This is a genomic window from Xanthomonas sp. CFBP 7698 (assembly GCF_003600855.1).
Taxonomy (GTDB): Bacteria; Pseudomonadota; Gammaproteobacteria; order Xanthomonadales; family Xanthomonadaceae; genus Xanthomonas; species Xanthomonas cannabis.
The window spans coordinates 704027-724121 of record NZ_PRDN01000001.1; the positions used below are offsets into that span (position 1 = coordinate 704027).

Annotated in this window: 15 protein-coding genes; 3 read left to right on the top strand and 12 right to left on the bottom strand. The window is 66.0% G+C overall.

Features of this window, described 5'->3' with window-relative positions; all coding sequences use genetic code 11:
- Positions 1-146 precede the first annotated feature (146 nt).
- Complete coding sequence (locus XnspCFBP7698_RS02910) at positions 147-1016, top strand: crotonase/enoyl-CoA hydratase family protein (protein ID WP_047696227.1); 870 nt, start codon at positions 147-149, stop codon at positions 1014-1016.
- Between the two features lie 12 nt (positions 1017-1028).
- On the opposite strand, the gene XnspCFBP7698_RS02915 is transcribed toward XnspCFBP7698_RS02910, so the two are convergent.
- The 6 genes from XnspCFBP7698_RS02915 to XnspCFBP7698_RS02940 all read right to left on the bottom strand — a co-directional run bounded on the left by XnspCFBP7698_RS02915 (position 1029) and on the right by XnspCFBP7698_RS02940 (position 9184).
- Complete coding sequence (locus tag XnspCFBP7698_RS02915; protein ID WP_104581442.1) at positions 1029-3209, bottom strand: ATP-binding protein; 2181 nt, start codon at positions 3207-3209, stop codon at positions 1029-1031.
- A 7-nt stretch (positions 3210-3216) separates the two neighbouring features.
- The gene (locus XnspCFBP7698_RS02920) at positions 3217-3834 is read right to left on the bottom strand and encodes an RpfH protein (RefSeq protein ID WP_123137339.1); all 618 of its coding nucleotides are present in this window, start codon (positions 3832-3834) and stop codon (positions 3217-3219) included.
- A gap of 10 nt (positions 3835-3844) precedes the next feature.
- Positions 3845-4981 (bottom strand): two-component system response regulator, encoded by a 1137-nt coding sequence (locus XnspCFBP7698_RS02925; protein WP_047696230.1) that lies wholly within the window; start codon positions 4979-4981, stop codon positions 3845-3847.
- 140 nt (positions 4982-5121) lie between these two features.
- A complete protein-coding gene (lysS, locus tag XnspCFBP7698_RS02930) occupies positions 5122-6639 on the bottom strand; it encodes a lysine--tRNA ligase (RefSeq protein ID WP_123137246.1) in 1518 nt (505 codons plus the stop codon).
- A 211-nt stretch (positions 6640-6850) separates the two neighbouring features.
- A protein-coding gene (gene prfB / locus XnspCFBP7698_RS02935) for a peptide chain release factor 2 (protein ID WP_104581439.1) occupies positions 6851-7976 on the bottom strand; the annotation gives its coding sequence in 2 pieces (ribosomal slippage) (positions 6851-7900 and positions 7902-7976; 1125 coding nt in all).
- A 257-nt stretch (positions 7977-8233) separates the two neighbouring features.
- On the bottom strand, positions 8234-9184 hold the full coding sequence (locus XnspCFBP7698_RS02940; protein ID WP_104581438.1) for a LytTR family DNA-binding domain-containing protein: 951 nt from the start codon (positions 9182-9184) through the stop codon (positions 8234-8236).
- A gap of 161 nt (positions 9185-9345) precedes the next feature.
- Between XnspCFBP7698_RS02940 and XnspCFBP7698_RS02945 the strand changes: the two genes are divergently transcribed.
- Together XnspCFBP7698_RS02945 and XnspCFBP7698_RS02950 are read left to right on the top strand one after the other, a co-directional pair.
- A complete protein-coding gene (locus tag XnspCFBP7698_RS02945) occupies positions 9346-10557 on the top strand; it encodes an acyltransferase family protein (RefSeq protein ID WP_104581437.1) in 1212 nt (403 codons plus the stop codon).
- 270 nt (positions 10558-10827) lie between these two features.
- On the top strand, positions 10828-11859 hold the full coding sequence (locus XnspCFBP7698_RS02950) for a DUF1176 domain-containing protein (protein WP_104581472.1): 1032 nt from the start codon (positions 10828-10830) through the stop codon (positions 11857-11859).
- Positions 11860-11955: 96 nt separating this feature from the next.
- Here XnspCFBP7698_RS02950 and recJ read toward each other — a convergent pair whose 3' ends face one another.
- From recJ to carA, 6 genes are read right to left on the bottom strand one after another with little or no spacing between them, the layout of a single operon-like run.
- Positions 11956-13695 (bottom strand): single-stranded-DNA-specific exonuclease RecJ, encoded by a 1740-nt coding sequence (gene recJ / locus XnspCFBP7698_RS02955; RefSeq protein WP_104581436.1) that lies wholly within the window; start codon positions 13693-13695, stop codon positions 11956-11958.
- Positions 13692-14612 carry a phosphoglycerate mutase gene (locus tag XnspCFBP7698_RS02960; RefSeq protein ID WP_104581435.1) on the bottom strand — a complete coding sequence of 307 codons (921 nt, stop codon included), beginning with the start codon at positions 14610-14612 and terminating at the stop codon, positions 13692-13694. The genes recJ and XnspCFBP7698_RS02960 overlap by 4 nt, the downstream gene beginning before the upstream one ends.
- A gap of 16 nt (positions 14613-14628) precedes the next feature.
- The gene (gene greA / locus XnspCFBP7698_RS02965) at positions 14629-15093 is read right to left on the bottom strand and encodes a transcription elongation factor GreA (RefSeq protein ID WP_172797366.1); all 465 of its coding nucleotides are present in this window, start codon (positions 15091-15093) and stop codon (positions 14629-14631) included.
- 8 nt (positions 15094-15101) lie between these two features.
- Complete coding sequence (carB, locus tag XnspCFBP7698_RS02970) at positions 15102-18344, bottom strand: carbamoyl-phosphate synthase large subunit (RefSeq protein WP_104581434.1); 3243 nt, start codon at positions 18342-18344, stop codon at positions 15102-15104.
- Positions 18345-18352: 8 nt separating this feature from the next.
- A complete protein-coding gene (locus XnspCFBP7698_RS02975) occupies positions 18353-18796 on the bottom strand; it encodes a hypothetical protein (protein WP_123137247.1) in 444 nt (147 codons plus the stop codon).
- Positions 18796-19920, bottom strand: a complete 1125-nt coding sequence (gene carA, locus XnspCFBP7698_RS02980; RefSeq protein ID WP_123137248.1) for a glutamine-hydrolyzing carbamoyl-phosphate synthase small subunit — start codon at positions 19918-19920, stop codon at positions 18796-18798. The genes XnspCFBP7698_RS02975 and carA overlap by 1 nt, the downstream gene beginning before the upstream one ends.
- Positions 19921-20095 lie beyond the last annotated feature (175 nt).

Consider the following 20095-nt stretch of genomic DNA (forward strand, 5'->3'; position numbering starts at 1 on the left):
AGCCTCCAGGCACGCCCGCAACGCCGCAAGGCCTTGCGGGCGTTCGCTTTTGCACGCATAGAATCGGATGTCGGCGCACGCTCAGGCGTTCACCCTTTTCTCCGTCCGCAAGGCAGCCGGCCGGACGGTCTTCACGGAGAATCACCATGTCTGCAGTTCAACCCTTCATTCGCACCAATATCGGCTCCACCCTCCGCATCATCGAAGAACCGCAGCGTGACGTGTACTGGATCCATATGCATGCCGACCTGGCCATCAACCCGGGGCGCGCCTGCTTTTCGACGCGCCTGGTCGACGACATCACCGGCTATCAGACCAACCTGGGCCAGCGCCTCACCACCGCCGGCGTCCTGGCGCCGCACGTGGTGCTGGCCTCGGACAGCGACGTGTTCAATCTCGGCGGCGACCTGGCCCTGTTCTGCCAGCTGATTCGCGAAGGCGACCGCGCGCGCCTGCTCGACTACGCGCAGCGCTGCGTGCGCGGCGTGCATGCCTTCCATGTCGGCCTGGGCGCGCGTGCGCACAGCATCGCACTTGTCCAGGGCAATGCGCTGGGCGGTGGCTTCGAAGCGGCGCTGAGCTGCCACACCATCATTGCCGAAGAAGGCGTGATGATGGGGCTGCCCGAAGTGCTGTTCGACCTGTTCCCGGGCATGGGCGCCTATTCCTTCATGTGCCAGCGTGTCAGCGCGCAGCTGGCGCAGAAGATCATGCTCGAAGGCAATCTGTATTCGGCGGAGGAACTGCTCGGCATGGGGCTGGTGGACCGCGTGGTGCCGCGCGGCCAGGGTGTCGCCGCGGTGGAACAGGTCATCCGCGAGAGCAAGCGCACCCCGCACGCCTGGGCGGCGATGCAGCAGGTGCGCGAGATGACCACCGCCGTGCCGCTGGAGGAGATGATGCGCATCACCGAGATCTGGGTCGACACGGCGATGCAGCTCGGCGAGAAATCGCTGCGCACGATGGACCGCCTGGTGCGCGCGCAGTCGCGGCGCTCCGGGCTCGACGCGGGCTGATGCGGCGGCGGTCTATTCGCTACTACGGGGGGAGCACTCGTCGTCCTTGACGCCTCGCACGCGTGCGTCGAGTGCATCCTTACCGGCCGTCAATTGCTCACGCAGCACGGACAGGCGCTGCCGCCATTCGGCCTGCAGTTGCCAATCGGCCATGCGCATCAGCTCGCCGCCGTTGGTGGCCACCTGCGCCAGACCCAGGTTGCTGGCAACGCCACGTAGCGCATGCGCGCTCTCGCGCAATTGCTCCCAGTCCGAGCGCGTGCCGTCGCGCTCGATCGCAGCCACGCAGTTTTGCGCATCTTCCAGGCATTGCCTTACGAACTGACGTTCGAATTCGTCGCCCATGCCCAATGCCGCCAGCTCGTCCAGCACGCTCGCATCCAGCACGCCTTCGAAACTGGTCGGCAACTGCACCGTGGTGGCCGGGCTCGCCAACGGGCGCGTGCTGACCGCCAGATCGGCCAGGGTGTCGAGCAGTTTGGCCGCCACCACCGGCTTGGCCAGGAAGGCGCGTGCACCGGCCTGCTCGCAGCCGCGGATGGCTTCGGGCGTCACGTCGGCGCTGAGCACCACCACCGGCGTGTAGCGCATGCCGCTGGCCTGCATCACCCGCAGTTGCTTGAGCATGTCCAGGCCATTCATGCCCGGCATGTGCAGATCCACGATCACCGCGTCGAAGTCTTCATCGGCCATGGCATCGAGCACCTGCTCGGCGCCATTGACGCACAGCACCTTGTGCCCTGCCTTTTCCAGCAGGCGCTGCAGCACCATGCGGTTGGCTTCGTGGTCGTCGGCCACCAGCATGCGCATGCTGCGCACGCGGGCGCGGTGACGCAGGAACGGGTTGGAGAAGGCGATGACGTTGGAGGCCTCCAGCTCGTCGGGTACCTCTTCCAGCGCACTGGCCGCCGCACGGCTGGGGGCGGCCCTGGACGGCTCGCCGATCGTCAGCGGCAACTCAAACCAGAACACGCTACCGCTGGGCTTGTTCTCCCTGAACCCGATGCTGCCGCCCATCGCCTCCACCAGGCCCTTGGCGATCGTGGTGCCCAGCCCGGTGCCCTCGTACCGTCGCGACAATCCGACGTCGGCCTGCTCGAAGGCCTCGAACAGCCGCGGGCGCATGTCCAGCGGTACGCCAATGCCGCTGTCTTCGACTTCGAAACGCAGCCGCACCGACTGCTCGGCCCCCCCGGAGAGCCGCGTGACCCGCAGCAGCACGTGCCCGTATTCGGTGAACTTGACCGCATTGCCGACCAGGTTGAGCAGCACCTGGCGCAGATGGCCGGTATCGCCCTTGAGCAGGTCCGGCACGTCGGCAGCCACCTGCATGGCGTAGTCCAGGCCGCGCGTCCTGGCCTGCGGCTGCAGGATCATGCTGACCGAACCGATCAGCTCGCGCAGCGAGAAATCGCGCTGATCGATCCGGATCTTGCCGGCTTCGATCGCCGAAATGTCCAGTACCTCTTCCACCAGCGACAGCAGGCTGCGCGCCGATGCCTGGATGGTGTTGAGGCATTCCTTCTGCTCCGCGTCCAGTCGCGTGGTCGCCAGCACTTCGGTCATGCCCGACAACCCGTTGAGTGGGGTGCGGAACTCGTGGCTCATGTTGGCCAGGAAGCGGCTCTTGGCCTGGTTGGCATGGCGCGCCTCGCGCACGGCGCGGGTCATCGCACGCAGCAGCGAGTCGAAATACAGCGGCACTGCGATCAGGCCCAGCCACAGGCCCCAGCTGAGATACGGATTGGCCTTCCAGTACGGCGAGATCAGGATCGCGCTGAGAAAGCACAGGCTGCCCATCGCGGTCGCCGCACGCAGATAGTTGCTGCCATAGCGCAGGCCATTACCGATGGTCACCCACATGCACACCGCGTACAGCGGCGAGGCCGGCTCGCCCTGGATCGCCATGATGGCGCCGGTGCAGGTGTAGTCCAGCAGCATGCCGATCAGGCGCCGCGTATGCGAGACCTGCGGTCGCAACAGGATGGCCACCATCAGGCCCAGCGACACCACCAGCTCGCCGACCAGGATCAGCCAGGTGGCCATCAAGGTATCGCCATGGGTGTGCTGATAGCGCCAGCCCAGGTACGAAATGAACAACGTGGTGATGATGATGCGGATCAGGTTTTGCGCGTGTTCCGTATCCGCCCGCCCGGACAGGCGTCGTTTCAACCATGGCAAGGGAGACGTCATAGAAGCCTCAGACGCGCGGTGGCGTCGCTGGTGTGGGAATCCGTTCGTGCGTCGCTGCCGCGTCGCCGATCCTGTGGGGCAACGGCGCAACGCACGCGTCCGCGCCCTCGTGTAGCAGACGCAACAATGACATGGGAATGATGACCAGCGCACCCAATAGCGCGATCGCCAGCTCCAGTTGTTGTTGCCAGTACACACTATTGGCAAGTGTCATACCGAAACTGAGCGCACCCATTGCGGTGGCCGTCTGCAGGGCATGGCTGCCGAAGCGCAGGCCATTGCCGATGGTGACCCATAGCAATACCACGGACAGGCAGGCCATCGGCGCGCCGAACCAGGTCATGGCCAGACCGATCAGGCCATAGTCGGCCACTATGCCGAGCGTGCGGCGCAGATGCGAGCGCCGTGGCCTCACCACAATCCACGCGAAGATCAGCACCGCCCCGGCCTGCCCGACTGCGATCATGCCCAGCAGCAGCTGCAGTTGGTGCCGGGGTAACTGCCAGTGCGAGGCGAATGCCAGGGTGTAGGCCAGGATCAGCAGGATCATGACGATGCGCACCATCGCCTGACCATGCTCGCTGTCGGGACGCCGCGCAAGCCGGTCCCGCAGCTGGCCGAGCACCGCCCTCACCTCACACCCCGGGTCGCGCCGATGCGGTGGAGAATTCCCCGCAAATCTGGTCAAGCTGTGCACGGCCGCGCAGCAACGCATCCACGCAGCGCGGATCGAACAGGCGGCCGCGCTGCGCGTACAGATAGGCCAGCGCGGCATCCATCGTCCACGCTTCCTTGTACGGGCGCGGCGACAGCAAGGCGTCGAACACGTCGGCCACCGCCACGATGCGCGCCTCCAGCGGAATCGCTTCGCCGACCAGTCCATCCGGATAGCCGGTGCCGTCGTAGCGCTCGTGGTGGCGCAGCGCGATCAGGGCGCCGACCTGGATGAAGCGGTTCTGGCTGCCGCTGAGCAGCTCGTAGCCGATCCGCGGGTGGCGCTTCATGATGCTCATCTCGTCGTCGGTGAGCTTGCCCGGCTTGAGCAGCACCGCATCGGGAATGGCGATCTTGCCCATGTCGTGCAGCGGCGCGGCCATCTCGATGATGCGTACTTCTTCTTCCGACAACCCCAGTTGCTCGGCGATCAGGCCGGCAACGTGCGACATGCGCTCCAGGAATGCGCTGGTGCCCGAATCGCGGTACTCGATGGCGCGCGCCAGCCGCGACAAGGTTTCGCGCTCGCGCTCCTCGACCTCGTTCATGCTGGCCAGCAGGCGTTGCTCCAGCGACAGCGCGCGTTGCTTGACGCTTTCGCTCTGCTGGCGCAACTGCAGCAGGTTGGAACACCGCGCGCGCAATTCGCGCGGGCGGATCGGCTTGACCAGGAAGTCGATCACACCGGCTTCCAGCGCTGCCTGGCGAATCGGCTCGTCGCCGACGATGGTGATCAGGATGATCGGAATGTCGCGATGACTGGGCAGCCGGCGCAGCCGCCGCGCGAACTCCAGACCATCCATGCCCGGCATGCGGTAGTCGAGCAGCAACAGATCCACGCGCCCGGCCTCGCACCATGCCAACGCGTCGAGCGGGTCGCCGAAATCGTAGACCTTCAGTTCCGGCGCGATGTCCTCGATGACATGGCGCAGCATCGTCCGCGCAGACATCTGGTCATCGACAATGACGATGTTCAATCCCAGATCCGCCTTTTCCGCCCAGCTTCCCCATGTATCCGCCGACACGATGCCGTCCGGACTCCCTAAAACATCCTGCATAGCCGTTGCTCCTCTATCCCGAGAACGGAAAAGCGATGACGTCGACCCCTCTGTCGACTCCCCCGAACGTCACGGCGTTCGAGGCTCCGCCCTAGCATATGCAGTATCTGTGCCGTGAGCACGCGCTTGGCACAAAAAAGTCAGGCTTCCGGCCGCATGTACGGAAACAGCAGGACGTCACGGATCGAGGTGCTGCCGGTCAGCAGCATCACCAGACGGTCGATACCGATGCCCAGACCCCCGGTCGGCGCCATGCCGTACTCCAACGCACGGATGTAATCGGCGTCGAAATGCATGGCTTCGTCGTCGCCGCCGTCCTTGGCCTGCACCTGCGCCTGGAAGCGTGCGGCCTGGTCTTCGGGGTCATTGAGCTCGGAGAAGCCGTTGGCCAGCTCCTTGCCATTGATGAAGAGCTCGAAGCGATCGGTGTACCCCGGCTCGGTGTCGCTGGAACGCGCCAGCGGCGACACCTCGACCGGATGGTCGGTGATGAAGGTCGGCTGCACCAAGGTGTGTTCGACGGTGGCTTCGAAGATCTCCAGCAGCAGCTTGCCCCAGCCGTAGGACGGCTTGACCCGGATCTTCAGTCGCTCGCAATGGCGCAGCAGCGCCTCGCGGTCGGTGCAGTCGGCGGCGCTGATCTCAGGGTTGTGGTGACGGACGGCCTCATCCATGCGCCAGCGCCGGAAAGCCGGCGCCAGATCGATGTCGGCGCCATCCCAGCTCACCTGAGTGGTCCCCAGCACCGTCTGTGCGGTGTCGCGGATGACCTGCTCGGTCAGATCCATGATCTCGTGGTACGTGGCATAGGCCTCGTAGAGCTCGAGCATGGTGAACTCGGGGTTGTGCCGGGTCGACACGCCTTCGTTGCGGAAGTTGCGGTTGATCTCGTAGACGCGCTCCAGGCCACCGACCACCAGGCGCTTGAGATACAGCTCCGGGGCCACGCGCAGGTACAGGTCCAGGTCCAGCGCGTTGTGGTGGGTGGTGAACGGCTTGGCCGTGGCGCCACCGGGGATGTAATGCATCATCGGCGTTTCCACTTCCAGGAAGCGGCGCGCGTCCAGCCACGCACGCATCGCGCGGATGATCTTGGAGCGCTTGATGAAGACCTCGCGCGCTTCCGGGGTCACGATCAGGTCGACGTAACGCTGGCGGTAGCGCTGCTCCACGTCCGACAGGCCGTGCCACTTGTCCGGCAGCGGGCGCAACGACTTGGTCAGCAGGCGCAGCGCGCTGGCCTTGACCGACAGCTCGCCGGTCTTGGTGCGGGTGAGCCCACCCTCCACTGCCACGATGTCGCCCACATCCCAGCCCTTGAAGGCGGTATAGGCATCGCCGAGCACATTGCCCTGCAGGAACAGCTGCACACGCCCGGATTCGTCCTGGATCTGCGCAAAGCTGGCCTTGCCCATGACCCGCTTGGCCATCAAGCGGCCGGCCATGCGCACCGTGCGCCCGCTGGTCTCCAGCGCCTCTGCGGTCCAGGTCTGCGCGTCGGCGAATTCGGCCTGCAGATCACCGGCGAAGTGTTCGCGCACGAAGTCGTTCGGATAGGCGATGCCCTGGCCGCGCAACGCGCCCAGTTTCGCGCGACGCTCGGCGATGAGGCTGTTCTCGTCGGCGGGGATCTGCGGCGCGGGGGTCTGTTCGGTCATGGCGGGAATCGGTCTGCGATAGGTCGGGCGCGTGCCCGGTGGGGAGTGAGGAGCCGGCAGCGCTGGCTCCTGTTTTACAGTGCGACGATGACCGGCGGACGATCGACTGGATCGTCCGCCGTAGCGCGGGTGTCGTGCGACCCGGACATAGCGCACAGGCCGCCTCGTCATGCCGCGCCGCCGGCAGCTTGATGCCGACGGCGTACCGAGATCAGGCATCCAGGCGTTTGGAACCCGCTGCCAGACCCGCCTTCAGGCTGGCCTCGACGAATTCGTCCAGGTCGCCGTCCAGCACTTTCTGCGTGTCGCTACGCTCGATGCCGGTGCGCAGATCCTTGATGCGGCTCTGATCGAGCACGTAGTTGCGGATCTGGCTGCCCCAGCCGATGTCGGACTTGGTCGCTTCCAGTGCGTCGCGCTCGACATTACGCTTCTGCACTTCCAGCTCGTACAGCTTGGCGGCCAGCATCTTCATCGCATTGTCGCGGTTCTGGTGCTGACTGCGGCCGGTCTGGCACGCAACCACCGTATTGGTCGGGATGTGCGTGATACGCACGGCCGATTCGGTCTTGTTGACGTGCTGACCGCCGGCACCGGAGGAGCGATACACGTCGGTGCGCAGATCGGCCGGGTTGATGTCGATCTCGATGTTGTCGTCCACCTCCGGCGATACGAATACCGAGGTGAAGCTGGTATGCCGGCGGTTGTCCGAATCGAACGGCGACTTGCGCACCAGCCGGTGCACGCCGATTTCGGTCTTGAGCCAGCCATAGGCGTACTCGCCTTCGATGCGCACAGTGGCCGACTTGATGCCCGCCACTTCACCGCCGGACACTTCCATCAGCTCGGTCTTCCAACCGCGCGACTCGGCCCAGCGCAGGTACATGCGCAGCAGGATTTCGGCCCAGTCCTGTGCCTCGGTGCCGCCAGCGCCGGCCTGGATATCGACGAAGGCGTTGGCGCCGTCCATCTGGCCGGAGAACATGCGCTGGAATTCCAGCTTTTCCACGTGCGCCTGGTACTTGTCCAGATCGGCGATCACCGCAACGGCAGTGTCTTCGTCCTGCTCGCTGTCGGCCAGCTCGAGCAGATCGCCGGCATCGGTCAGGCCGGCCAGCACGTCGGCGATGCCGATAACGGTCTTTTCCAGCATGGAGCGCTCACGTCCCAGGGCCTGGGCACGTTCGGCGTCGTTCCATACGTCCGGGCTTTCCAGCTCCCGGCTGACTTCCTCTAGACGCTCTTTCTTGGCGTCGTAGTCAAAGATACCCCCTGAGCGAGAGCACGCGATCGTTGAGATCGGTGATGCGCTGGCGGATCGGATTGGTTTCGATCATGACGGACTTCCGGCAAACAAGCTGGTTAGTTTAGCAAGCGGGCGGCGGCGGCGGAACGCGGTGGCGTCTGCCCGGCCATGCCGCGCAACGGGGACGGCGACGCGCACCTGCCCTCTCGCGCCCGCTCGACCAGTGCGATATCGCCAGCGTTGCGCGCCGGTGTCGCAACGGCTGCGACGCCCGGCGCGCGACGCCGGACCCGATGCGCGACACGCCGTGCGTTCCCGGGCATCTTCCTGCCTAGACCGGTTTGCCGGTCAGCGCACCGGCAGTGGCTCGGTCCTGGACCCGGCCGCGGCCTGCCCGGCGTGCGCGCGCAGCGTGACCAGATGGCTACGACTGCAGGGCAACACGGTGGCGTCGCGCAGGTGCACGCGCGCGTCGCCCGAATCGGCCGGCTCGATGGCCTGCACCTGCCCAAGATTGACCAGATAGCTGCGGTGGATGCGCACGAACACGGCCGGGTCCAGCCGGGCCTCGATCGCCGCCATGGTGCTGCGCAGAGGATAGTCATGCCCGCGCACGCGCAGGTTGACGTAGTTGCCCGAGGCCTGGATCCATTCGATATCTGCGGTAGCCACCAAAAAATCCCGACCGAGCTTGCGCACCAGAAAGCGCTCCGGCCGCTCCAACGGCTCCACTGGTGACCCTTCCTCCGGCGCGGCAAGCAGATGCGCCTCGCCCTGGCGGCGCCGCGCGTACCAGCTCAAGGTGTGCTGCAACGCCACCAGCAGGGCAAAGGTGCGCAGATCCTTGGACAGCTCGTACATCCACTGCAGCCCGCCCCCGAAGTCGTAATGGGTACCGGCCAGGGCGTAGATCGACTTACGCAACACCACCATGCCGGCCACATGCGCCAACCACCATCCCAGCGCAGCCGCCGCATACAACGGCAGGCGCCGCCGCCAGGCAGCGGCCTCCAGCGGCCATCGGGCACATAGAAAGAGTACTGCCGGCAACAGCAACAGCGCCGCGGTGGCGCTGCTCAACTCCCAGCTCAACACCTGCCACAGCACGATCGCCTCGCCATCGCGGCGCCCTGCCAGCCACGCGCTCAGCGTGTTGCCCAATGCACTCAGGTAGAACACCAGCAACCAGATCGTCACTGCCCAGCGCGTGGTGAAGTGGCGCACTCCGTCCCTAGGTGTCGGCGGGCGTGGCCCGGTCGTTTCCATTGCACACGTCCGCAGTTGGCAGCTGGCGATCATAGAGGCCTGCGCGACGGGGCGAAACCGTCACCCCCGCCGCCCCCATTCGTCCCTGGGACGGCACAACTGGTCACTGCGCCGGGGCACTTCCACCCCTGACACCTATGCCCTTGCGAGCCGGCGGGCAGGATGCACCCACTTCTTCCGTTACCGACCGCACCATGACCGAGCGCCACCACGATATCGATGCCTTGCGCGTCTTCGCCTTCGCCCTGCTGATCCTCTATCACGTAGGCATGGCCTACGTGGCCGGCTGGGATTTCCACCTGAAGAGCGCCTACACCACCGACTGGCTGCAGCCGCCGATGATTGCGCTCAACTGCTGGCGGATGCCGCTGCTGTTCCTGATCTCGGGCATGGCGATCGGCCTGGCGCGGGCCGAGCGTGCGCCGTGGCAGTTCGCGTGGCGGCGCTGCGGGCGCTTGCTGCCGCCACTAGTGTTCGGCATGTTCGTCGTGGTGGCAGTGCAGGCCTACTGCCAGGGCGTGAGCAACGGCAAGGTGGTCCCCGGGTTCGGCAGCTTTCTGCTGCGCTACTGGCAGCTGCGGCCGTGGCCGGCCGGCAGCTTCGATGGCTGGGAGCACGGGATCACCTGGAACCACCTGTGGTACCTGGCCTATCTGCTGCCCTACACCCTGGTGTTGATGGCGATGATTGCGCTGGGCCGCGCCTTGCCCGTCACCCTGCCGCGCCTGCCCAGCTCCATTGCGGGCCCGGCCCTGCTGCTCGTCCCCATCCTCTGGGAAGCCTTCTGCGTGCTGTGGGTGATGCCGCGCCATTCGCCGACCCACGCATTGGTTGGCGACTGGTTCGTGCATGCCGAATCGTTTCCGCTGTTCGTGCTCGGGTATGTGCTGGCCCATCGCGCACGCTTCTGGGACTGGGTGGTGCAATTGCGCTGGCCGACCCTGATCGCGGCGCTGCTGGCGATCACGCTCGAGCTGGGCATCCGGCATCTGGGGCGTACGCTCGATCCTGCACAGCTGTCCGACATGCTGGCAACGGTACGCTGGGACGTGGTGGAACGACTGGCACGTGCGGCGTATACCTGGCTGGCCTTGCTCACGCTGCTGGGCTGGGCAAGACAGCGTCTGAATCGCCCGTTTGCCTGGCTGCCGTACTGCACCCAGGCGGTGTTCCCCTGGTACATCCTGCATCAAAGCCTGATCATCCTGGCGCTGTACTGGCTGGCGCCGCTGCACTTGGGCCCCTGGCTGGAGCCGGCGCTGGTGCTGCTTGCCACCGTGGCGGGGTGCCTGCTGTTGCACGAATACCTGATCCGCCGCGTGCGCTGGCTGCGGCCGTTGTTCGGCATGACGATGCACGCGCCGGAGACCCGCACGCGCCAGACCACACCAGCGATGACGGCGTAATGGCGCGCGGCACGGTCCTGCCTCGTCATGCAAACGCGTTGGCGTGCGCGATACCGCAGGCAGCGATCGCGGGGCGATACGGAGTACTCGTCAACGAGCAGGTGCATGCGCAGGACACCGGAATCGAATTCCACCACTACCTGCATCCAGTGCTGCTGCGAGGCGACGTGCTACCCGATGAATCGTGTTCACCGCCTGTCGCTGGCTCGGCTGGACGCATGGCAGATGGCACCGCAAGATGCCCGCCCGACCTGCGTTGAAGGAACCACGATGCGTCCCGCCCTGCTTGCTGCGACATTGTTGTTCAGCCCCACGTTCGTCCATGCCGCACCGGCCACCAGCGTCGACTTCACCCATGACGACTGGACCATCGCCTGCGACAACACCCGCACCTGTCGTGCCGCCGGATACCAGCCCGACGAAGGCGAGCACTTGCCGGTGTCGGTGCTACTGACCCGCAAGGCCGGTGCCGGTGAGGCAGTCACCGCAGAGCTGATGCTGGGCCAGTACGACGAGCTCAAGCTGCCGGCCTCGCTCAGCCTGCAGATCGACCAGCGGACCCAGGGCAAGCTGGTGCTGGACAGCAAGAGCGGCACCGCATCGCTGAGCAGCGCGCAGATCGCCGCATTGCTGGCGGCGTTGCCGCGCAGCAGCTCGATCGTCGCACTCGGCAACGATGGCCGCCGCTGGCAGCTGTCCGACAAGGGCGCGTCGGCCGTGCTGTTGAAGATGGATGAATTCCAGGGCCGGCTCGGCACGCGCGGCGCGCTGGTGCGCAAGGGCGACCGCGACGACTCCGCCGTACTGCCGCCATTACCGGCACCGCAGGTCCGCGAGGCCAGGCTCGTCGCAGCGCAGGCGGGCGATACGCGCCTGGGCACGTTGCCGGCGTTGTACCAAGCACTGCGTGCCACGCTTCCCGCCGATGAGGAGTGCAAGGGACTGGACACCAGCGAAGCCGCCGAACCGCTGACCATCACCCGCCTGAGCAGCGACAAGCTGCTGGTGTCGACCGACTGCTGGATGGGCGCCTATAACGTTGGCACCGGCTTCTGGGTAATCAATGCGCGCGCGCCGTTTGCACCAAGCCTGATCACCCTGCACGCCAGCGAGCTGGATGGCTCGACCATCCTGTCGTCGCAAAAGGGCCGCGGCCTGGGTGATTGCTATGGCGAAGAACGCTGGACCTGGGATGGCCGCCGCTTTGTACAGACCTCCAAATCCACATCCGGCCTGTGCCGGCTGGTGGCCGCCGGCGGTGCATGGGAACTGCCCACCGTGGTGGCCGAGGTCAGCAAGTAAACCGACAGGCGCAAGCCGGAACGTCAGCTCCTGCGCGCGGCATGCCGCGGCCGCAGCAGGTTGCACTGCCAACGCCGCCCAGGCCCGGCGGCGCACTCACCCAGATGACGACGCCGGCTCGCAATGTTCGACGATCAACTGCACCGCCGTGCCGCCGCGGTAGTCGTCGCTGACCAGACGGTACGCCAGCCGCACCACGCGCGCGGGCTCGCTGCCGCGCCAGCCGTTGAAGTGGATGGCGTTGAGCGGCTCGGGCCGGCCGGGGCAGCGCAAGGTCAGTTTGAGATGGCGCTCCTTGAGCACACGGTATTGCAATACTTCGAACTGACCATCGAACAAGGGCTCGGGAAAACCCTGCCCCCACGGCCCGGCCACGCGCAGCGCTTCGGCATGCACGTGATCGAGTTCGTGCGCGGCCAGTTCGCCGTCGCTGTGCAATTCGGCATGCAGCAGCGAGGCGTCCACCATCGCCTGCACCTGTGCTTGAAAGGCCTGTTCGAAGGTGACCAGCGCCGCGTGATCGATGCTCAGCCCGGCAGCCATCGCATGGCCACCGAACTTCTGGATCAGGCCGGGATGGCGCGCATCCACCGCTGCCAGCACATCGCGGATGTGCAGGCCGGGGATCGACCGCGCCGAGCCACGTAGCTGGCTGCTGCCGGGCTCTGCTGGCGCCAGCGCGATCACCGGACGGTGCAGCCGGTCCTTGAGTTTGGAGGCGACCAGGCCGATCACGCCCGGGTGCCAGTCGGCATCGAACAGGCAGGCGGCCATCGGCAACGCACCATCGGCATCCAGCACCACCTTTGTGACGGCCTGCTCGGCGTCGTCGGTCATCAACTGCTGCACCGCGCGACGCTCGGCATTGATTTCTTCCAGCGTGCCGGCAATCTCGCGCGCGCGGCCCCAGTCTTCGCTGAGCAGCAGCTCGATGCCCAGTGCCATGTCCTCGAGCCGACCGGCCGCATTGAGACGTGGCCCGAGCGCAAACCCGATATCGCTGGCGCTCAAGCGCGCCACATCGCGGCCGCAGGCATCGATCAAGGCACGCAGGCCGATGCAGCCCTTGCCTTCGCGCAACCGACGCAGGCCGGCCGACACCAGCGCACGGTTATTGGTATCCAGCGGCACAAGATCGGCGACGGTGCCGACCGCGACCAGATCCAGCAACACCGACAGATCCGGCTCGGCGCGCTCGGCAAATGCACCGCGTGCGCGCAACACGCCACGCAACGCCAGCAACACGTAGAAGATCACGCCGACCCCGGCCAGGGTCTTACTGGGAAAGCTGTCTTCGGCCAGGTTCGGGTCCACGATCGCATCGGCTGGCGGCAACACCTCCCCCGGCAGATGGTGGTCGGTGACCAGCACCGTCCAGCCGCGCGCCTTGGCTGCGGCCACACCGGCATGGCAGGCGATGCCGTGGTCGACGGTGACCAGCACATCCGGCTGCAACGCCGCCAGTTCGTCAACCAAGGCCGGCGACAGGCCATAGCCATGCACCATGCGATTGGGCACAGCGTGGTGCACATCCAGCGCCCCGAGCATGCGCAAACCACGCACACCCACCGCGCAGGCGGTGGCGCCATCGCAATCGAAATCGCCCACCACCAGGATGCGCCGTTGCTGTGCGATCGCATCGGCCAACAGGTTGGCGGCCACATCGCTGTTGTGCAGCAGCTGCGGCGACAGCAGTTGCCCCAGGCGCGGCTGCGCGCCCTGCGCGTCGCGCACGCCGCGCGCGGCATACAGACGGCGCAGCAGCGGCAGCATGGCATCGGGCCATTGCCCGGCCGGCCCCGCAGGCCGCCGGACGATCCGCGGGCTGGACGTCATTGCGCCAGCTGCAGGCGCGGCGTTCGCCAGAACCGCCAACGTTGCGTGCGTGCCAGCGACAGCGTTTCACCGTCCTGGAAATCCAGCACCAGCCGATCCAGCTCGCCGCGCGCCATTGCCCCCAATAGCGGTGCCAGCGCCTCGTCGCCAAACTGCTGCAATGAGCGCAGATGGCGCAGATCCACCAGCGCATCCACGCGCTGTTCGCCCTGCGCATCGGCACCGGCGGCAAGCGCCAACGCACGCAGCAACGATTCGCGGCTGCGCACCTGACGATGCGGCGATGTCACTGCATGTGGCGGCACACCGCCACCCCAGAACCACAGTGAATTGATCGCCGGCTTGCCGCTGGCCACGCGGCCCTCGTTCCAGGGATGCTGATGCAGCAGCACCTGCGCCTCCGTCAGCAAGGCACGCCAGCGCCGGCCCGCATCGCCTGCCGGCAGATGCTCGAACAGGTCGTCGCCGATTGCGACATCCGGCGGCACGAAATCCGGCAACGTCGCGTCCGGGGACAACCGCAGATACCAGCGCGATGGCGTGGGTGCGTCGAGCAGGAAACCGGCATCGCCGAACATCGGCTTGAGGAGCGGCAGCAACACCGCCACATCCTCGGCGGTGGGGCCGAGCGCTTCGCCATAGCCCATCAGACGGGCGCCCTGCATGTCCGGCACCACATAGGCTGGGTCGGCACGTACCCAGGTGGCGCCGGCGGCATCGCCGGCATCCAGCTGGCGGGTCAACGCAGCCACCGGCCAGTGCGCCGGGGTCAGGGTGAAATGGCGCTGCAGCTGCGCCACCTCACCACTTACGGCCTGCTGCTGGTCGGCGCGCGCCAAGGCACGCGCCACCAGCGCATTGCCCAGGGTTCCGGGCAGACGGCGTTTTTCCGGCAGCAGCAGCGTGGCGGTGGTCATCGCGCGGTATTGCCGCTCAGTCCAGGTACGCGACGCTGACCACTTCGTACTCGCGCTGGCCGGCCGGCGCATCGATGGTGACCGAATCGCCCTCCAGCTTGCCGATCAGCGCACGCGCCAGCGGCGAGGAAATCGCGATCAGGCCCATCTTGATGTCCGCTTCCAGGTCGCCAACGATCTGGTAGCGCTTTTCTTCATCGGTCTCGGTATCTGCCAGCGTCACCGTGGCGCCGAACACGATCTTGGTGCCGGCCGACAACTTGGTGATGTCGATGATCTCGGCATGCGAGAGCTCGCCTTCCAGCTGCTTGATGCGGCCTTCGATGAAGCTCTGCTGCTCGCGTGCGGCGTGGTACTCGGCGTTTTCCTTCAGGTCGCCGTGCGCACGCGCTTCGGCGATTGCGGCAATCACTGCCGGGCGCTTGACCGATTTCAGCTGGTCCAGTTCCTCGCGCAGACGTTGCGCGCCCTTTGCCGTCATGGGTGCTCTCATGCTTGAAGCTCCTTGTGCAGTTCCTGCAGCGACCAGACCGGGCCGGTACCGCGGAATTCCAGAGAATGCACCAGCGCCTTGGCGCCGGCGACAGTGGTCGAATAGGTCACGCGATGCTGCAACGCTTCACGCCGGATCGAGAACGAATCGGAGATGGCAGCGCGACCTTCGGTGGTATTGACGATATAGACGATCTCGCCGTTCTTGATCGAATCGACGATATGCGGGCGGCCTTCGGCCACCTTGTTGACGATCTCGCAGCTCAGCCCGTTCTGCTGCAGCCACGCACCGGTGCCGCGCGTGGCCACCAGGGTGTAGCCACGCTCCACCAGTGCCTGTGCCACCGGCAACACGCGCTGCTTGTCGGGGTCGCGCACCGACACGAACGCCTTGCCCACCGGCGGCGCCTTGATGCCGCCGGCTTCCTGCGCACGAGCGAACGCGGCACTGAAGCTGCGGCCCACGCCCATCACCTCGCCGGTGGAGCGCATTTCCGGCCCGAGGATCGGGTCGACGCCCTGGAACTTGGCGAACGGGAAGATCGCCTCCTTCACCGAGTAGTAGTCCGGCACGATTTCCTTGGTGGCGCCCTGCTCGGCCAGCGTCTTGCCGGCCATGCAGCGGGCGGCGATCTTGGCCAGCGGCATGCCGATGGCCTTGGACACGAACGGCACGGTACGCGAGGCGCGCGGATTCACTTCGAGCAGATAGACGATGTCGTCGCCGGCATCGTTGACCTGCACCGCGAACTGGGTGTTCATCAGGCCGACCACGTTCAGGCCTTCGGCCAGCATCACCACCTGGCGACGCAGTTCGGCCTGGGTCTGCGGCGAGAGCGAATACGGCGGCAGAGAGCACGACGAATCGCCCGAATGCACGCCGGCCTCTTCGATATGCTCCATCACCCCGCCGATCAGCACGTTGCCGTCCTTGTCGGCAATGATGTCCACGTCCACTTCCACCGCGTTGTCCAGGAAGCGGTCCAGCAGCACCGGCGAGTCGTTGGAGACCTTCACCGCATCGCGCACATAGCGTGCCAGGTCGGATTCGCCGTAGACGATTTCCATCGCGCGGCCGCCCAGCACGTAGCTCGGGCGCACCACCAGCGGGTAGCCGATCTCGCGCGCCAGCACCAAGGCTTCGTCGGCGTTGCGGGCAATGCGGTTCGGCGGCTGCTTCAGGCCCAGCTTGTCGACTAGTTGCTGGAAACGCTCGCGGTCTTCGGCCAGATCGATCGAATCCGGCGAGGTGCCGATCACCGGCACGCCGTTGGCTTCCAGCGCACGCGCCAGCTTCAGCGGAGTCTGGCCGCCGTACTGCACGATCACACCCTTGGGCTGTTCCAGCTCGACGATTTCCAGCACGTCTTCCAGCGTCAGCGGTTCGAAGTACAGACGGTCGGAGGTGTCGTAGTCGGTGGAGACGGTTTCCGGATTGCAGTTGACCATGATGGTTTCAAAGCCATCATCGCGCAGCGCCAGCGCCGCATGCACGCAGCAATAGTCGAACTCGATGCCCTGGCCAATGCGATTCGGCCCGCCGCCCAGGATCATGATCTTGTCGCGACCGGTCGGCAGCGCTTCGCATTCGTCCTCGTAGGTCGAATACAGATATGCAGTGCTGGTGGCGAACTCGGCCGCGCACGAGTCAACGCGCTTGTACACCGGGCGCACCTTGAGCGCGCGGCGCAGCGTGCGCACCGATTCTTCGTTGCTGCCGATCAGCTCGGCCAGACGCGCATCGGAGAAACCGGCGCGCTTGAGCGTGCGCAGACGCGCCGCATCCAGTGCCGGCATGCCGTCGTCCGCTAGCTGCTGTTCGTGGCTGATGAGCTCTTCGATCTGGTCCAGGAACCAGGGGTCGATGAACGACAGCGCGTACACCTCGTCCACCGTCATGCCGGCGCGGAATGCATCGGCGACATAGAACAGACGCTCCGGGCCCGGTGCCTTGAGCTCGCGCTTGAGCGCGGCGATGTCGTCTTCGCTGCTCAGATCCAGGCCGGTCGGGTCCAGCCCGATCTTGCCGGTTTCCAGGCCGCGCAAGGCCTTTTGCAGCGATTCCTGGAAGGTGCGGCCCATCGCCATCACCTCGCCCACCGACTTCATCTGCGTGGTCAGGCGTGCGTCGGCCTGCGGGAACTTCTCGAAAGCGAAGCGCGGAATCTTGGTGACCACGTAATCGATCGACGGCTCGAACGAGGCCGGGGTCAGCCCACCGGTGATCTCGTTGCGCAATTCGTCCAGCGTGTAGCCCACCGCCAGCTTGGCGGCGACCTTGGCGATCGGGAAGCCGGTGGCCTTGGAGGCCAGCGCCGAGGACCGCGACACGCGCGGGTTCATTTCGATGACGACAACGCGGCCATTGGTCGGGCTGATGCCGAACTGCACGTTGGAACCGCCGGTGTCCACGCCGATCTTCCGCAGCACCGCGATCGAGGCATCGCGCAGGCGCTGGTATTCCTTGTCGGTGAGCGTCTGCGCCGGCGCCACGGTGATCGAGTCGCCGGTGTGCACGCCCATCGGGTCGAGGTTTTCGATGGCACAGACGATGATGCAGTTGTCCGCGGTATCGCGCACCACTTCCATCTCGAATTCCTTCCAGCCCAGCACCGACTCTTCCACCAGCACTTCGGTGGTCGGCGACAGTTCCAGGCCGCGACCGACGATCTCGATCAGCTCTTCGCGGTTGTAGGCGATGCCGCCGCCGCTGCCGCCCAGGGTGAAGCTGGGGCGGATGATGGTGGGGTAACCGACGCGGGTCTGGATATCCAGCGCTTCTTCCAGCGTGTGCGCCACTTCGGCCTTGGGACATTCAAGGCCGATCTCGCCCATCGCCACGCGGAACAGCTCGCGGTCTTCGGCCATGCGGATCGCTTCGCGCTTGGCGCCGATCAGCTCGACGTTGTACTTCTCCAGCACGCCGTGGTCGGCCAGATCCAGCGCGCAGTTCAGCGCGGTCTGCCCGCCCATGGTCGGCAGCAGGGCGTCGGGCTTTTCCTTGGCGATGATCTTCTCGACCGTCTGCCAGTTGATCGGCTCGATGTAGACGGCATCGGCCATGTTCGGGTCGGTCATGATGGTGGCCGGATTGCTGTTGACCAGCACCACCCGGTAGCCCTCGTCGCGCAGTGCCTTGCACGCCTGCGCGCCGGAGTAATCGAACTCGCAGGCCTGGCCGATGACGATCGGACCAGCGCCGATGATCAGGATGGTTTTTAGGTCGGTGCGCTTTGGCATGGGGGTCCTCAGTAAAGTCGGTCCTGCCACGCCTTTGCGGCGAGCCAGGTAATTTGGTCGGGCGATCGGGCGTCGATCGCGCCATGGTCGACCGCGGCGCGAACCTCTCGCTGCATCGCGGCCCAGCTCGGAGCGGCGGCGCCGATGCGCGCGCCAATCCCGTTGTTGTGCGCATCCATCGCGCGGCTCGGAGTGCCAACGCCACCGCGCTCCATCACGGCAGTCACCCAATCCACGCAACGCGGAGACAAGGTGTAGGCAACGATGGCGCTTGCAAGGCTGTGCCGGTAGGCATCGGCCGGGCCGTTGCGTCCGCCCGGGAGGCCGGATCCCATCCACTGCGAATACACCGCGATCAACACGAACGCCGGATACGCGGACAGCGCCAGCATCGCCAACGCGAACACCCGCCAATGGCGTGTGTGCGGCAGCGAGGCCAGCCCTGCTTTCATCAGGCGCGTGCCGCCATCAGATCCACAAACCGATCGAACAACGGCCCCACATCGCGCGGACCGGGCGAGGCTTCCGGATGGCCCTGGAACGAGAACGCCGGTGCGTCGGTCAGCGCGATGCCCTGGTTGGTGCCGTCGAACAGCGAACGATGGGTCACCCGCACATTGGCAGGCAGGCTGCTTTCATCCACTGCAAACCCGTGGTTCTGCGAGGTGATCATCACCCGGCCGCCATCCAGATCCTGCACCGGGTGGTTGGCGCCGTGATGGCCAGTGGCCATCTTCACCGTCTTCGCGCCGGCGGCCAGCGCCAGCAACTGATGGCCCAGGCAGATGCCGAAGGTCGGCACCTTCTGCGCGACCAGCTCCTTGATCGCGTCAATGGCGTAATCGCAGGGCTCCGGGTCGCCCGGGCCATTGGACAGGAACACGCCATCCGGCTGCAGTGCCAGCACCTCGGCCACCGGCGTGCGGGCCGGTACCACGGTGACGTCGCAACCACGGTCGGCCAGCATCCGCAGGATGTTGAGCTTGACGCCATAGTCATAAGCGACAACTTTGTGCTTCAACTCGGCGCGTACGAAGGTGTCTGAATTCAGATCCAGCGAGCCTTCCTGCCAGCTGTAGCTGGTCTCGGTGGAAACCACCTTGGCCAGATCCATGCCTTTCAGGCCGGGGAACTTGCGCGCGGCTTCCAATGCCTTTTCGATGTCGATCTCGCCGGCCATCAGCGCGCAGTTCTGGGCGCCCTTCTCACGCAGCAAACGGGTCAGCTTGCGGGTGTCGATGCCGGAGATGGCCACCACGCCGCGCGCCTGCAGCCATTCGGGCAGGGCCACCTGGCTGCGCCAGTTGCTGGGACGGCGCGGCACATCGCGCACGATCAGGCCGGCGGCCCAGATCTTGCGGGCTTCGTCGTCCTGATCGGTAAAGCCGGTGTTGCCGATATGCGGATAGGTCAGCGTGACCATCTGGCGGGCGTAGGAGGGATCGGTCAGGACTTCCTGGTAACCGGTCATGGCGGTGTTGAACACCACTTCACCGACGGAAAGCCCGTTGGCGCCTACGGATTCGCCCTCGAACACGGTGCCGTCTTCGAGGACAAGGATTGCGGGTTGGGTCACGTGGGGTCTCGCTCTGGCTGCCTGGGACTCCGATGCGCTTCCGGCCAAATTCCGGTTGCAGCAAAGCGCGGACGCGGTGCTGAGGACCGGTCCGACGCTGGTTCGGGCAAGCGAGAATTGTAAAGGCAAGTGCCCCCGCATGCCACCCTGTCGCGCAGCCGAAGCGGCAGACGCC

What these genes read in the sequence shown, in the direction of transcription:
- XnspCFBP7698_RS02910 (WP_047696227.1), top strand. Translation starts at nt 147, where the DNA reads ATGTCTGCAGTTCAACCCTTCATTCGCACCAATATCGGCTCCACCCTC.
- XnspCFBP7698_RS02915 (WP_104581442.1), bottom strand. Translation starts at nt 3,209, where the DNA reads ATGACGTCTCCCTTGCCATGGTTGAAACGACGCCTGTCCGGGCGGGCG.
- XnspCFBP7698_RS02925 (WP_047696230.1), bottom strand. Translation starts at nt 4,981, where the DNA reads ATGCAGGATGTTTTAGGGAGTCCGGACGGCATCGTGTCGGCGGATACA.
- lysS (WP_123137246.1), bottom strand. Translation starts at nt 6,639, where the DNA reads ATGACCGAACAGACCCCCGCGCCGCAGATCCCCGCCGACGAGAACAGC.
- XnspCFBP7698_RS02940 (WP_104581438.1), bottom strand. Translation starts at nt 9,184, where the DNA reads ATGATCGCCAGCTGCCAACTGCGGACGTGTGCAATGGAAACGACCGGG.
- XnspCFBP7698_RS02945 (WP_104581437.1), top strand. Translation starts at nt 9,346, where the DNA reads ATGACCGAGCGCCACCACGATATCGATGCCTTGCGCGTCTTCGCCTTC.
- XnspCFBP7698_RS02950 (WP_104581472.1), top strand. Translation starts at nt 10,828, where the DNA reads ATGCGTCCCGCCCTGCTTGCTGCGACATTGTTGTTCAGCCCCACGTTC.
- recJ (WP_104581436.1), bottom strand. Translation starts at nt 13,695, where the DNA reads ATGACGTCCAGCCCGCGGATCGTCCGGCGGCCTGCGGGGCCGGCCGGG.
- XnspCFBP7698_RS02960 (WP_104581435.1), bottom strand. Translation starts at nt 14,612, where the DNA reads ATGACCACCGCCACGCTGCTGCTGCCGGAAAAACGCCGTCTGCCCGGA.
- greA (WP_172797366.1), bottom strand. Translation starts at nt 15,093, where the DNA reads ATGACGGCAAAGGGCGCGCAACGTCTGCGCGAGGAACTGGACCAGCTG.
- carB (WP_104581434.1), bottom strand. Translation starts at nt 18,344, where the DNA reads ATGCCAAAGCGCACCGACCTAAAAACCATCCTGATCATCGGCGCTGGT.
- XnspCFBP7698_RS02975 (WP_123137247.1), bottom strand. Translation starts at nt 18,796, where the DNA reads ATGAAAGCAGGGCTGGCCTCGCTGCCGCACACACGCCATTGGCGGGTG.